A 13,596-nucleotide genomic window follows, 5' to 3' on the forward strand; every position below is an offset into this window, starting at 1 on the left:
ACCGGCATCAGAGCGGTTTCTTCAGCGGGTGCGACGTCGGATGTCGCACCCGTTTTTTTTACCTGCCACAAACAACGATGGGAGCGGGCTTGCTGACGAAGGCGGTGTGTCAGCCAACATGTGCGTTGACTAACAGACCCCCTTCGCGAGCAAGCCCGCTCCCATCTGTTGAATTCTGCTGGAACCCGAGCTTATCTGCGACGGGGCCGGCGCTGCTCGTCATCCGTGCGAATCGGCACCGGTTGCAACGGAGGCTCGATCAGTCCGAGCGCGACGCCAACGTCATGGAGCCAGTTTTGGATTTTCTCTTTCATGGTTGCCCCCTTTGCGGGTAATGCGGGTCGGCGCGAGTTTTGTCGCCTTTTCCTACAGTGATAGTAGTCCTAAGTCCTACGTAATGCTTGAACGAAACCACAACGAACTATTACTGAATTGATTCAAATCCTGACGGATCGTTCAAGCAATCGCGCGCGTGTCCTGCAATAACTCGGCTTTGCCTTCCTGCTGCAGGTCAATCCATGCATTGAGGTTAGCGCCGAGCATACCCTTTCGCCACATCAGCCAGGTCGTTGCGGTCGCAAAAGGCCCCGTCAGGGGATGAACGGACACGCTGTCCTTGCCTGGCAGGCTCTCCAGCATGGATTCAGACATTAATGCCACACCGGAACCGGCGATCACGCAGGCGAGCATGCCCTGATAGGACTCAATCTCGATGGCCCGGCCCATGGCCACGCGCTCGTGGGAGAACCAGGTCTCCAGCCGCGTGCGGTACGCGCAACTGCGGCGAAAGGTGAACACCGAGCGCCCCGCTACATCCTGCGGCCCGCGCACGGGCGGGTGATCAGCCTCGCAGATCAACACCAGGCGCTCTTCGCACAGTGGCACACCGTCCAAGGTCGCGATGGTCAGCGGGCCATCCACCAATGCCGCATCCAGTCGCCCAGTGATCAAGCCTTCCAACAGTTCACCGCTGGGCGCCGACTGCACCTGCAGGTTCACCATCGGATAAGCCTTGTGATAGCGCGCCAACAACCTCGGCAAATGAATCGCGGCGGTGCTGTACATGCTGCCCAACACAAAATCGCCGGCCGGTTGCCCGCCCTGGACGGCGCCGTGGGCCTCATCGTGCAACGCAATCAGACGAGTGCTGTAGTCCAGCAGCACCTTGCCGGCGGGAGAAAGCTGCAAGCGTTGACGCTCGCGCACAAACAATTCCACCCCCAGTTGCTCTTCCATCTGCTTGAGCCGTGTCGACAGGTTCGACGGCACACGGTGCAGGCGCTCGGCTGCGCGGGTGATGGAGCCCTCTTCTGCCACGGCCTGGAAAATCCGCAATTGACTGAACTCCATACCTTTCTCCAAAACTGAACAAGTTACTCACTATTATTCATTTTTACAGAAAGTCAATTCGCTTTAGCCTGAAGGTCTTCGCTTGCTAGCAGGAAACCAGAACATGTCACCGCTGATTCGCTTACTCGCCAGCTTTGTCGCCCTGATGATGGCCATGGGCATTGGACGCTTCGCCCTCACGCCACAGATGCCGCATCTGCTCAGCGAAGGGCAGATCGACCTGACCGGCGCAGGCCTGATCGCTGCCGCCAATTATTTGGGTTACTTCGTTGGCGCGGTGGATTCGATCTTCGCCCGCAGCCATCACCACGTGCGGGGGCGGATGTACGGCGGGTTGTGGTTGTGCGTACTGCTGACGCTGGCCTCGTACTGGGCGCAAGGGTTTTGGCCGCACCTGCTGCTGCGCTTCGGCACGGGTGTCGCAAGTGCCTGGGCGTTGGTGATGATCACCAGTTTGAGCCAACCGCTGGCAATTGCCGCCGGCCGTCCACGCTTGGGAGCCTTGGTTTTCGCAGGGCCGGGGCTGGGGATTTTGCTCACCGGTCTGCTGGCTTTGGGCTCTAACCTGCTGGGACAAAGCTCGGCCACGCTGTGGCTGGTGTATGGCCTGGTGGCGTTGGTCATGCTGCTGGCAATCCTGCCATTCTTGCCTCAGCCGATGCCCGCCGCCCCACACACTGCCCGTGCAGGCAGCAATCAAAGCATCACGCACCTGTGCTGGATCTACTTTCTGTACGGTCTGGGCTACATCATTCCGGCCACCTTTCTGTCGCAGATGGCCAGCGCGCAATTCAACGGCGCCTGGCAGGCGGATCTGTTCTGGCCATGCTTTGGTCTGGCGGCTGCCATTGGCGTGGTAGCCGTGAGCTTGCGCCGCAACAACACGCACACCACCCGCCGCTGGCTGATGACCACCTTGTGGCTGCAAGCGACCGGCGTGTTTGCCTGCTTGCTGGGCAACGGCTGGGGCCTGGCGCTGGGTGTTTTGCTCTGCGGTACACCGTTCCTGGCGTGCATGATGCTGGTGATGCAGCGCCTGCGTGAGGTCGCGCCCCACGGCTATCAGCGCAGCACCGGGCTGCTGACCGCCAGCTTCGCCATCGGTCAATTGAGCGGCCCGCTGCTGGCCTCGGTGAGCAGCCACCTGAGTGGCGGCCTGCAACCGGCCCTGGTGATTGCCGGCGCGGGCCTGCTGGTAGCCGGCGCGCTGCTGCTGCGCCCTACTGCCGCGGTCAGCCAGCCACCAGCGGCGCCGGTACGCGAACCTGTTCTCGCCGCGCCAGCACCAGGAAGAACAGCCCACCCAGCAAGCACCCGGTAAACCAGGCGAAGTTGGCCATGCCCTGCAACGCCGGGGTGAAGGTGATCGCGACGCCCGCCAGCGTCGCAGGCACCAAGGCTTTGACCGCGGTCCAGTTCACGCCGCCGTCGAAGTAATAGCGCCCGTTTGGGCTGTCATCGAACAAGGCGTCCACATCGATCTTCTGTTTTTTGATCAGGTAGAAGTCCACCAACAGGATGCCGAACAACGGCCCGATAAACGCCGCGAGAATATCCAGCGTGTAGTGAATCATCAGTGGGTTGTTGAACAGGTTCCACGGGGTGATGAAGATCGACGCCACCGCTGCAATCATCCCACCGGCGCGCCAGCTGATTTTGCTCGGCGCGACGTTGGCGAAATCAAACGCAGGCGACACGAAGTTGGCGACGATATTGATGCCGATGGTGGCGGTCACGAAGGCAAAGGCGCCGAGCAGCACGGCCATGCTGTTGTCGATACGCGAAACGGTGGCAATCGGGTCATGCAGCATTTCACCAAACACTGGCAAGGTGCCCGACACAATAACGACGGTGACCAGCGAGAACGCCAGGAAATTCACCGGCAGCCCCCAGAAATTACCGCGACGCACGTCGTGCATGCTGCGGCAGTAGCGGCTGAAATCGCCGAAATTCAGCGTTGGCCCCGAGAAGTAGGACACCACCAGCGCCGTCGCCACGATCACCTGCCCAAAAGCCTGCCAGCCCGAGAGGGATTTTTCCGCCAGGGTAAAGCTGATATTTACCCAGCCGGCCTTCCACACAATCCAGCCGGCCAGGGCAAACATCACCGCGTAGACCACCGGCCCCGCCCAGTCGATAAAGCGCCGGATGGATTCCATGCCCGCCCAGAATACGGCCGCTTGCAATACCCATAAGCTAAGGAAACCGAACCAGCCCAAGTAGGACAGGCCTGCAAAATGCGGCTCTGCATATACCGCCATCTGTGGGAAAAAACGCAGCACCACGATGATCAAGGCACTCGACGCCAGGTACGTTTGAATCCCGTACCAGGCCACGGCAATCAGGCCGCGAATCACCGCCGGAATATTTGCTCCGAACACGCCAAAGGCCAGCCGGCAGATGACCGGATACGGCACCGCCGCTTGCTGGCTCGGCCTGGCGACAAGATTGGCAATCAACTGCACGATACAAATACCCGCGAGCAAGGCGATCAGCACCTGCCAACTGGCCAGCCCAAGCGCGAACAGGCTGGCGGCGAACACGTAGCCGCCGACGCTGTGCACGTCACTCATCCAAAAGGCGAAGATGTTGTACCAGGTCCACTTTTGCGGCAATGGGCCCAGGTCCTGGTTGTACAGGCGCGGGCTGTAGCCTTTGGGCAATTGTTCGGCCATCGCTTGGCTCCTCGAAATACCGGCCTGCGCTGCCGTAGCAGTGTGCATACGGGAGGCGGCGGGGTTTGTATACGAGGTGTTCAGCAGAATGCGTGCCAATGGCACACAATCCCTCTGGAACGGTGCTCCAAAGGAATTTAGGAAGCGCTAGCGGACGGGGCTCCGCTCAGCAACGGTGCACATGAATCGTGTACACAATCAGCGTTGCACCCGATGTGCACACAAGTACCCGACCGTGCAACAAATGCCAGTGAGGACGGTACCCCAGGCCATGTCCATGAGCGCCAACCCAGCAGACCAGCCCTGCAGCGTCGCCCAATTGCTCAGGTCATACGTGCCGTAGGCCACCAGGCCAAGCAGGGCTCCCAGCCGCGCTGCGCGCTGCCAACTGCCGCTCGGCAGGACCACAAACACCACACAACCGATGGCATACAGCAGGTAGAACACCACGGCAGGGAACAGCCGCGGCTGATCAAGCATCAGCGAGCCGAGCAGGGATTTGTAGGTCGGGCCCATGAGGACGCCGAGCCAGAGGCCGTCGAGCACCAGAAACGCAAGCAAGGTGCCGAGGTAAGCGAACAGGGTTTTCTTGGACATTGAAGCGACCTCTGCAGGAGCTGGCTTGCCAGCGATGGCATCCAACAGGACACCACGAAAACCACTGGCCTCGTCGCCGGCGAGCCGGCTCCTACAGAAGAACAAAGCGCACTCAGCTTAGTTCAATGCGATCCGCGTGAATCACAATCTGACCTTGCTTGTAGAGCGCACCAATGGCCTTTTTGAAGTTGCCTTTGCTGACACCGAACAAGTTGCTGATCACCGCCGGGTCGCTTTTGTCGCTGACCGGCAGAGTGCCGTTGTTTTCACGCAACTTGGCGAGAATCTTCGAGTTCAGGCTGGAGGCCGCTTCTTGCCCAACCGGCTGCAGGCTCAGGCTGATGTTGCCATCGGCGCGAATCTCTTTGATAAAGCCTTTCTCTTCCTTGCCCGGGCGCAGGAACTTGAACACTTCGTTTTTGTGGATCAGGCCCCAATGCTTGTTGTTGATGATTGCCTTGAAGCCCATGTCCGTGGCTTCGGCCACCAGCAAGTCGACTTCCTGGCCCACCTGGTAGTTGGCCGGTGTCTTGTCCAAGTAGCGATCCAGCCGCGCGGTGGCGGTGATGCGCTTGGTGTGCTTGTCGAGGTAGACGTGCACCACGCAGTATTCGCCCGCGGTCAGCTGACGTTTTTCTTCCGAATACGGCAGCAACAGATCCTTGGGCAAACCCCAATCGAGGAATACACCGATGCTGTTGACTTCAACGACTTTCAAACTGGCGAATTCGCCGACTTGAACTTTCGGCTTTTCAGTCGTTGCGATAAGTTTGTCGTCACTGTCCAAGTAAATGAAAACGTTAAGCCAGTCTTCATCTTCACTGGGAATATCTTTGGGGATATACCGATTAGGCAAGAGGATTTCGCCATCTTGCGCACCGTCCAGGTACAAACCAAAGTTAGTGTGTTTAACCACTTGCAAGCTGTTGTAGCGCCCGACTAAAGCCATTTCCAAATACCCTCGTTACGTGGGCGGCATTCTACCCGAGTTGCGCCCGGCACGCGCGCGCACCTGAAAAATCGCGGGCTGGCGTGGCGCTCCAGTGGCACTGCCCCACTCGTCAGATCAGATCCTTGAATTTTGCCGCCCGTCAGGTACTGACTCCTCAAGTGGTTTCGAATTAAAACAGTAAGTTAGGCGCCTATTTCACAGGCAAACTTCGACAATTACCGCCTGACCCAACAATTCCCGGAGGATATTTGCCAAGCAATTGTCAAGTATTTCCTGTACGATGCCTGGCCAAGTTAATTTTCTACAGGTTAGTGGCCGCCATGCGCGTAAAAGCATCCAACAGCAAAGCAAAGCCAGCTCCAGCCGTTGAAACCAGCGAATCGATCAACAGCCAGATTGCTGCGTTCCTCAAGTCCGGCGGCGAAATCCAGCAAATTGCCAAGGGCGTCAGCGGCCAGACTTTCGGCCCGTCCAAGCAAATCAGCCTGGGCAAAAAGTAAAACTTGCGCAACATCCGCCTGCGTTGCACCTAGTCCCTAAGCGTCTTGCCCTCAAGGCGCCAGGACTAGAGCTCGAAACACCCTCTGTGCATCACTCTATAGTGCGTTAATCGACGAACGGGCCTCACCTTCAGGCGTTCGCCGGTATGCTTGCACACGTCTAGAACGGGCATCTGCCCGATTTCCTCTGTCACTGCTCCTCGCTTTTCATGGAGTGAAGCATGCTCAAGCCCTGCTTTTTTCTGATAGCTGCCCTTGCGGCAACCCCTTTAGCGCAAGCGCAGGTTTTCCAGCGTGAACTGGGCGATTTCGACCTGAAACTGGGCACGACGCCCAGCCGTAGCATGGCCCAAGGCCTGGTAAAGCCGACCGCCCCAGGCAGCGGCTCATTTCACGGCGGGTTGGACCTGAGCCATGACAGCGGCCTATATGTTGGCCAGTTCTCACCCAATATGGGGCTGTCGTCGGCCGATAACCTTGAAGTCGATTCTTACCTGGGTTTCAAACGCCCCTTTGACAAAACGCTGGGCTATGAAGTCGGCTTGATTCACTACAGCTATCCCAAGCTCAGCCCTCTGGACAGCCAGGAGTTCTACGGCGGCCTGAACCTGCTGGGAAACCGCTTCGGCGTCTCCTTCAGCAACGACCCTGATCGCCAGGACAGCACGTTGTTTGCCGACCTCGGCGGCACGCAGCCTTTCGGCATCGGCGTCAGCATGAAGTACACCACCCATCAACTGGGCACTCCTGCTTCGGTGGAAGGCGGCTCGATCAGCAGCTTCAGCGATTGGTCGGTGCAGTTCTCGCGTGCGTGGAAAGGCATCGACCTGGACCTGATCTACAGCGATTCCAGCCTCAGCGGTGGCGACTGCTCGGCCTACTCCGGACACAATTCGCAATGCGACGGCCTGTTGACCTTGAAGGCGGCGCGGTCGTTTTATTGACGAGCTGAACTGTCGCACCTCGCTCAGGTTCACATGCATTAACCCCCTCTGCGCAAGGACTCGCCCATGCTGCGTCGGCTCAAATTTCTGGTGGTATTGCTGACCCTCAGCCTGGTGCTCGCCGGCTGCAATCGCGTAGGCCTGGCCTACCGCAATCTGGATGTCATTATTCCCTGGACCCTCAACGACTACCTGGACATGAACGCCGGGCAGAAGAGCTGGTTCAACGACACACTCAAGGAACACCTGGCCTGGCATTGCACCACCCAATTGCCGGGCTATCTGGACTGGCTCGATCGCCTGCAACAGATGGTCGACAACAATCAGGTCACCGACGCCGCACTGCAGGCCCGTACTGTCGAGGCCAAACAGGCGATAGCCGAGGTCGCGCGGGAAATCACGCCGTCAGCCATCCAATTGCTGCAAGGGCTGGATGACCAGCAGGTCAAGGAAATGAGCGACGCCCTGGCCAAAGACCTGCGCAAGCGCCAGGACGAATACCTCAAGCCGCCCTTGGCGCAGCAGATCAAGGAGCGCGCGCAACGCATGAGCAAACGTCTGGACGCCTGGATCGGCCCGCTCAGTGACAGCCAGCAGAACCGTGTAACGGCCTGGTCTATCGCTTTGGGCGAACAGAATCAGGAATGGATCGGCAACCGCGCCCGCTGGCAGGCGCAATTCATCGCCGCGGTGCAGCAGCGCCACAGCGCGGACTTCCCGCAGAAGATGCAGCAATTATTGGTGGATCGCGAAAGTCTGTGGACCCCGGAATACAAGGCTGCCTATGCGCGGACGGAAACAGCGGCGCGCAGTCTGATTGTCGACCTGATGGCGGAAAGTACGCCGCAGCAGCGCATGAAGCTGACGCAAAAAATTGACGGTGTGCGCAGCGACTTCAAGGCCCTCAAATGCCTGAAAGCTACCGCCAACTGAGGTTGGCAAGGGGGACAAGTCCCCCTCGCTCAATTGATCGACGGATTGCCTGTCAGGCAATCTGCGCCTTCGAAGCCACTTCATCAAACGTCGCCGGCTCCAGGGCATCCGCCTGGTCATCGAGCACCTGACGCGGGTGGTCATTGCCGGGGATGGAGCTGTCAATCAGCGCCAGCAGTTGCGCGCCGCGCGCGGTCAGGATGAAGTTCTCACCGTTTCCGCCCTCTTCTTCTGGCCGCGACTCAATAAACCCACGCTTGAACAACAGTGCCTCATAGTCCGCGGCGGTCTTTTTCAGCGTGTCCAGGTTACCGGTGGCTTCACCGGCCGTGGCCTTCTCGGCAGCTTCCTGCTCGGCATACTTGCGCGGGGCAAAGCTGCCTTCGCCGTTCTGCACTTCATGCAGCAAACGTTCGATCAAATCCCAATTGTAAGTCGTCATCCTGATTCCTCCTGCAGGCCGGTAGAAAGTAGCCCGTCTACAGGTGTGACATGCCCCGTCACTGGCCGTTCAGCCGGATAGACCGCCGTCATTTCTCTGAACTTTCCAGACGTTCGCCACCTCAACTGAACACACTGCCAAGGAGGTCCGACCATGAAAACCCTGATGAACCTGGCCATCGCCGCCACGCTGCTGACTGCCCTGCCCGCGTGGGCCTGTACGCCTGAAGAAGCCACGGCGAAACGTGAGCAACTGGCGCAGGAGGTGACCAAACTCACCCAGCAGAACCCCACCAAAGCCAAGGAAATGAATGCAGAGCTGCAGAAAATGGATATGGATACAACCTCTGCCGACCTGCCTGACAAATGCCAATTGATCGATCAGCGCCTCAAAGACCTGGATAAAGCAGCCGCCGAGACAAAAAACTGAAGACCAAAAAAAACCGGACATCGTCCGGTTTTTTTATATCGGTGCAGCCTTACTCGGCAGCCGGCGCTTCTGGCTTGCGGCGCTTGAGCGGCGCCATGCCGTCCTTGCTGACGAGCGACAGGTTGTCGGTCTTCGGCCGGTTGGCAATTTTGCGCTTGGTCGGCGACTTGGCACCGGCTTTCTTCTTGTCGCCCTTGGCGTCGACTTTTTTCTTCTTAACGCCAACCGCCTTGCCCGACGCCTTGACCTTCTTCGGCCCGGTGTAGGTGCCTTTGACTTCCTTGATAGTGCGGCGCTCGAACGACTGCTTGAGGTAGCGCTCGATGCTCGACATCAGGTTCCAGTCGCCATGGCAGATCAGCGAGATTGCCAGGCCATCATTGCCCGCACGCCCGGTACGACCGATACGGTGCACGTATTCGTCGCCGCTGCGCGGCATGTCGAAGTTGATGACCATGTCCAGGCCATCCACGTCCAGACCGCGCGCTGCCACGTCGGTGGCCACCAGGATCTTCACGCCGCCAGCCTTCAGGCGGTCGATGGCCAGCTTGCGGTCCTTCTGGTCTTTCTCACCGTGCAGCACGAACGCTTTGTAATCCTGTGCCACCAGGCGACCGTAGATACGGTCCGCCGCAGCCCGGGTGTTGGTGAACACGATGGCCTTCTGATAGGTCTCGTTGGCCAACAGCCAGTTGAGGATCTGTTCTTTGTGCACGTTGTGGTCGGCGGTAACGATCTGCTGACGCGTGGTGGCGTTCAGGTCGCTGACGTTGTTGACCTGCAAGTGCTCAGGGTTGTTCAGGACCTTGGCGACCATGTCACGCAGGGTCGAGCCGCCGGTGGTGGCGGAGAACAGCATGGTCTGCTGACGATTGACGCATTCAGCCACCAGGCGCTGCACGTCATCGGCAAAGCCCATGTCGAGCATGCGGTCGGCTTCGTCGAGCACCAGCACTTCAACTTCCTTGAGGTCAAGGTTGCCGGCGTTGAGTTGCTCGATCATCCGGCCAGGGGTGCCGATGAGAATGTCCGGGACCTTGCGCAGCATGGCGGCCTGGACCTTGAAGTCTTCGCCACCGGTGATCAGGCCGGATTTGATGAAGGTGAACTGCGAAAAGCGCTCCACTTCCTTCAAAGTCTGCTGGGCCAGCTCGCGGGTCGGCAGCAGGATCAGGGTCTTGATGCTGACGCGGACTTTGGCCGGGCCAATCAAGCGGTGCAGAATCGGCAGGACGAAAGCGGCGGTTTTGCCACTCCCGGTTTGAGCCGTCACCCGCAGGTCACGCCCTTGGAGCGCGAGCGGGATGGCCGCTGCTTGCACAGGCGTAGGCTCGACAAATTTAAGCTCGGCCACGGCTTTGAGCAGGCGTTCGTGCAGGGCGAATTGGGAAAACACGGGTGCTACCTCGAAGAAATACAAAATATCAGCTGCATAGGGTAACGGTTTCGGGCGTCCAAACCGAGTTTCTTTACGCGAACGGGGCTAATCAGCTGCTTTTTTGTCAGCTCATTTGTCTACAACGTCAACTTTGTCGCACTTAAATGCTCTAATCGGCCCGTGTTGTCTTACAGAAGAATCGGTTTCACCCATGGATATCAAACAGTTCTGGCTCAACGTCCAAGACCTTTGGGGCGCCCTCGATCAACACCCGCTGCTGCATGCGAGCCTGGGTTTACTGGTGTTGCTGGTAGTCGCCCTGCTGCTCGGACGGGTCGCGCGCTACCTCATCCTCCACGCCGTCAAATTGCTTGGCCGGCAACCGGCGCTGCACTGGCTCAATGACCTGCGGCACAACAAAGTCTTCCACCGCCTGGCACAGATGACGCCGTCCCTGGTGATTCAGTTCGGCCTGTACCTGGTACCGGACCTGAGCAAAACCGCCACGCTGTTTATCGGCAATGTCGCCCTGGCGTTCACCATCCTGTTCATGACGCTGGCCGTGAGCGCCCTGCTCAACGCCTTGCTGGATATCTACGCACGCACCGAACATGCCCGCACCCGCTCGATCAAAGGCTATGTGCAACTGGCGAAAATGGTGCTGTTCGTGTTCGCCGCAATCATTATTGTCGCCACGCTGATCGACCGTTCGCCGCTGTTGCTGCTGTCGGGGTTGGGTGCGATGTCGGCGGTGATTCTGTTGGTGTACAAGGACACGCTGCTCTCGTTCGTCGCCAGTGTGCAATTGACCAGCAACGACATGTTGCGGGTCGGCGACTGGATCGAGATGCCTCAAGTCGGCGCCGACGGTGACGTGGTGGACATCACGCTGCACACGGTCAAGGTGCAGAACTTCGACAAGACCATCGTCTCCATTCCTACCTGGCGCTTGATGTCAGAGTCGTTCAAGAACTGGCGCGGCATGCAGGCATCCGGCGGTCGCCGCATCAAGCGCAGCCTGTACATCGACGCCAGCGGCGTGCGGTTTTTGCGTGACGATGAAGAAGTGCGCATGACCCAGGTGCACCTGCTCACCGACTACATCAGCCGCAAGCAGGCTGAGCTCAAGGCGTGGAACGAGGCCCAGGGCAATAGCGCGCAACTCTCTGCCAACCGCCGCCGCATGACCAACCTCGGCACCTTCCGCGCTTATGCACTGGCCTACCTGAAAAGCCACCCGGACATTCAGCCGAACATGACCTGCATGGTGCGCCAGATGCAAACCACCGCTCAGGGCGTGCCGCTGGAAATCTACTGCTTCACGCGCACCACGGCGTGGGCGGATTACGAGCGCATCCAGGGGGATATTTTTGATTACCTGCTGGCGGTGCTGCCGGAGTTCGGCTTGAGCCTGTATCAACAGCCGAGCGGTAATGACTTGCGTGCCGGGATGTTGCCGGCGGTGCTGGGGGCCAGTCATTTGCCGACCCTGGAACCCAGCGCGGTATAACGCCACCGACCTTCTGTGGAAGCGGGCTTGCTCGCGAGAGCGCAGGATCAGTCACCCCATCAATGACTGACCCACCGTCTTCGCGAGCAAGCCCGCTCCCACAAAGGTATTCAAGATTGGGCTAACGGTTTACGCACGCCCAACCGGCTGATCCACACCGCCCCCAAAATCACCAACCCGCCCAACGCCAGCCGCCCCAGCGGCTCATGCTGATTCCAGATCAGCAAGTTCAGCAACAACCCCACCGGCACATGCAGGTTATTCATCACCGCCAAGGTGCCGCCGTTGACCAGGCACGCACCTTTGTTCCACCAGTACATGCCCAGCGCGGTGCTGACCAACCCAAGGAACACCAGCACGCCCCACTGCAGCGGCGCTTGCGGCAGAAAGTAGGCCTTGCCGAACAGCAGGAATGCCGGCAACACCACGATCAAGGCGCCCAGGTAGAAGTAGCCGAAACGTCGGTAATGCGGCAGATCGCTTGGATAACGCGCCACCAGATGTTTGTACATCACCTGCCCGGCGGCGTAGGTGAAGTTGGCCAGTTGCAACAGCAAAAAGCCGCCGAGGAAGTGCGGCGTGATCTGGTCAAAGCGAATCACTGCCGCACCGCCCACCGCCACCAACGCCGCAATCAGCGCCCAGGGATTGAAGCGACGGTTAAGCGCGTCTTCGATGAGTGTCACGTGCAACGGCGTGAGGATGGTGAACAGCAACACCTCCGGCACCGTGAGCACCCGAAAGCTCAGGTACAGGCACACGTAGGTCACACCAAACTGCAGCGCGCCGATCACCAGCATGCCACGCATGAACCGTGGCTCTACCGAGCGCCAGCGGGTCAGCGGGATGAACACCAGCCCGGCCAGCACCACGCGCACCAGCACGGCGAAATAGCTGTCGACGTGACCGGCGAGGTATTCGCCGATCAAGCTGAAGGAGAAAGCCTGAATCAGGGTGACAACCAGTAGATAGCCCATGCGCGCCTCGTTTCGAATGGGCGCGACTTTAAGGGTTTTCGGTGTTTGAAGAAACTCGAGGCAAAAAAAACCCGACCTCGCTAAAGCGGCAGTCGGGCAGGAGCACTCAGGAGCAACAAGTGCAAAGGGAGGTTCGATACGCGTACTTGAAGGGTTTGCGTGGAGCGATATAAACACCGCGCGATTATGTGACGATTAAACGATCAAGCGACCTGTGCCAGCAGCGCCTTGGCGTGGTTAATGCCTTTTTCCTGGAAGTCCCCGCTCAGGTTCACCCCTTCAGCGTGAATGAAGGTCACGTCGTGAATGCCGATAAAGGCCATGACCTGACGCAGGTACGGTTCCTGGTGATCGGAGCTGGCGCCGGTGTGGATACCGCCGCGTGCGGTCAACACAATGGCGCGCTTGCCAGTGAGCAAACCCTGAGGGCCGGTGGCGGTGTACTTGAAGGTCACACCGGCGCGCAACACGTGGTCCAGCCACGCTTTGAGGGTGCTGGGGATCGCGAAGTTGTACATCGGCGCAGCCATCACCAGCACATCGGCGGCGAGCAGTTCGTCGGTCAATTCGTTGGAGCGGTCCAGGGAGGCCTGTTCGATGCCGCTGCGCTGTTCGGCGGGCTTCATCCAGCCGCCGAGCAAATTGGCGTCCAGGTGCGGAACCGGGTTAAGCGCCACGTCACGCAGGGTGATCTGATCCGTCGGATGAGCGACCTTCCATTGGCTGATGAACTGCTGGGTCAGCTGACGGGAGATCGAATCCTGTTGGCGTGCGCTGCTTTCGATGATCAGAACATTGGACATAGCTAGGTAGGCTCCATCTGTAAATGCTGTAAGGCGATGGAGAAAAGATTAACCAGGGCTCATTCGATAAAAAAGCGCAAAAAACTGCTACAACCCATCTAGAAAT

General features: G+C 59.0%; 15 protein-coding genes. 6 read left to right on the plus strand and 9 right to left on the minus strand.

What is annotated here, in order from left to right; all coding sequences use genetic code 11:
- Window positions 1–191 precede the first annotated feature (191 nt).
- Entirely contained in the window at window positions 192–314 is a 123-nt protein-coding gene (locus C4J83_RS30945; protein ID WP_256347311.1) for a PA1414 family protein, read from the minus strand.
- A gap of 142 nt (window positions 315–456) precedes the next feature.
- Entirely contained in the window at window positions 457–1,350 is an 894-nt protein-coding gene (ptrR, locus tag C4J83_RS22060) for a putrescine utilization regulator PtrR (RefSeq protein WP_119742222.1), read from the minus strand.
- 103 nt (window positions 1,351–1,453) lie between these two features.
- Here ptrR and C4J83_RS22065 point away from each other — a divergent pair, with 103 nt between their 5' ends.
- Entirely contained in the window at window positions 1,454–2,671 is a 1,218-nt protein-coding gene (locus tag C4J83_RS22065; protein ID WP_124418198.1) for a YbfB/YjiJ family MFS transporter, read from the plus strand.
- On the opposite strand, the gene C4J83_RS22070 is transcribed toward C4J83_RS22065, so the two are convergent.
- The 3 genes from C4J83_RS22070 to C4J83_RS22080 form a co-directional block, all read right to left on the minus strand.
- Window positions 2,583–4,025: an NCS1 family nucleobase:cation symporter-1 gene (locus C4J83_RS22070; RefSeq protein ID WP_124418199.1), complete on the minus strand. Its 1,443-nt coding sequence runs from the start codon at window positions 4,023–4,025 to the stop codon at window positions 2,583–2,585. The two genes, C4J83_RS22065 and C4J83_RS22070, sit on opposite strands and share 89 nt — an antisense overlap.
- A 198-nt stretch (window positions 4,026–4,223) precedes the next feature.
- On the minus strand, window positions 4,224–4,622 hold the full coding sequence (locus C4J83_RS22075; RefSeq protein ID WP_119742218.1) for a DUF2177 family protein: 399 nt from the start codon (window positions 4,620–4,622) through the stop codon (window positions 4,224–4,226).
- 112 nt (window positions 4,623–4,734) lie between these two features.
- Window positions 4,735–5,571, minus strand: a complete 837-nt coding sequence (locus C4J83_RS22080; RefSeq protein ID WP_017134857.1) for a CvfB family protein — start codon at window positions 5,569–5,571, stop codon at window positions 4,735–4,737.
- Window positions 5,572–5,894: 323 nt separating this feature from the next.
- On the opposite strand from C4J83_RS22080, the gene C4J83_RS22085 reads away from it, so the two are divergent.
- The 3 genes from C4J83_RS22085 (at window position 5,895) to C4J83_RS22095 (ending at window position 7,951) form a co-directional block, all read left to right on the plus strand.
- Window positions 5,895–6,074 carry a PFL_1563 family small protein gene (locus C4J83_RS22085; RefSeq protein WP_003193095.1) on the plus strand — a complete coding sequence of 60 codons (180 nt, stop codon included), beginning with the start codon at window positions 5,895–5,897 and terminating at the stop codon, window positions 6,072–6,074.
- Window positions 6,075–6,295: 221 nt separating this feature from the next.
- On the plus strand, window positions 6,296–7,018 hold the full coding sequence (locus C4J83_RS22090; protein ID WP_106576390.1) for a TorF family putative porin: 723 nt from the start codon (window positions 6,296–6,298) through the stop codon (window positions 7,016–7,018).
- 66 nt (window positions 7,019–7,084) lie between these two features.
- A complete protein-coding gene (locus C4J83_RS22095) occupies window positions 7,085–7,951 on the plus strand; it encodes a DUF6279 family lipoprotein (protein ID WP_119742214.1) in 867 nt (288 codons plus the stop codon).
- Window positions 7,952–8,003: 52 nt separating this feature from the next.
- Here C4J83_RS22095 and C4J83_RS22100 read toward each other — a convergent pair whose 3' ends face one another.
- Window positions 8,004–8,393 (minus strand): transcriptional regulator, encoded by a 390-nt coding sequence (locus C4J83_RS22100; RefSeq protein WP_106576388.1) that lies wholly within the window; start codon window positions 8,391–8,393, stop codon window positions 8,004–8,006.
- Between the two features lie 153 nt (window positions 8,394–8,546).
- Here C4J83_RS22100 and C4J83_RS22105 point away from each other — a divergent pair, with 153 nt between their 5' ends.
- The gene (locus C4J83_RS22105; RefSeq protein ID WP_106576387.1) at window positions 8,547–8,822 is read left to right on the plus strand and encodes a hypothetical protein; all 276 of its coding nucleotides are present in this window, start codon (window positions 8,547–8,549) and stop codon (window positions 8,820–8,822) included.
- 49 nt (window positions 8,823–8,871) lie between these two features.
- Here C4J83_RS22105 and C4J83_RS22110 read toward each other — a convergent pair whose 3' ends face one another.
- Window positions 8,872–10,218, minus strand: a complete 1,347-nt coding sequence (locus C4J83_RS22110; protein ID WP_106576386.1) for a DEAD/DEAH box helicase — start codon at window positions 10,216–10,218, stop codon at window positions 8,872–8,874.
- Window positions 10,219–10,411: 193 nt separating this feature from the next.
- Here C4J83_RS22110 and C4J83_RS22115 point away from each other — a divergent pair, with 193 nt between their 5' ends.
- Window positions 10,412–11,710: a mechanosensitive ion channel family protein gene (locus C4J83_RS22115; RefSeq protein ID WP_124418200.1), complete on the plus strand. Its 1,299-nt coding sequence runs from the start codon at window positions 10,412–10,414 to the stop codon at window positions 11,708–11,710.
- A gap of 110 nt (window positions 11,711–11,820) precedes the next feature.
- On the opposite strand, the gene C4J83_RS22120 is transcribed toward C4J83_RS22115, so the two are convergent.
- Window positions 11,821–12,687, minus strand: a complete 867-nt coding sequence (locus C4J83_RS22120) for a carboxylate/amino acid/amine transporter (protein WP_124418201.1) — start codon at window positions 12,685–12,687, stop codon at window positions 11,821–11,823.
- Between the two features lie 203 nt (window positions 12,688–12,890).
- On the minus strand, window positions 12,891–13,490 hold the full coding sequence (locus C4J83_RS22125) for an FMN-dependent NADH-azoreductase (protein ID WP_124418202.1): 600 nt from the start codon (window positions 13,488–13,490) through the stop codon (window positions 12,891–12,893).
- Window positions 13,491–13,596: the final 106 nt, after the last annotated feature.

Origin of the sequence: Pseudomonas sp. LBUM920 (assembly GCF_003852315.1) — a bacterium.
In the GTDB taxonomy this organism is placed as follows: domain Bacteria; phylum Pseudomonadota; class Gammaproteobacteria; order Pseudomonadales; family Pseudomonadaceae; genus Aquipseudomonas.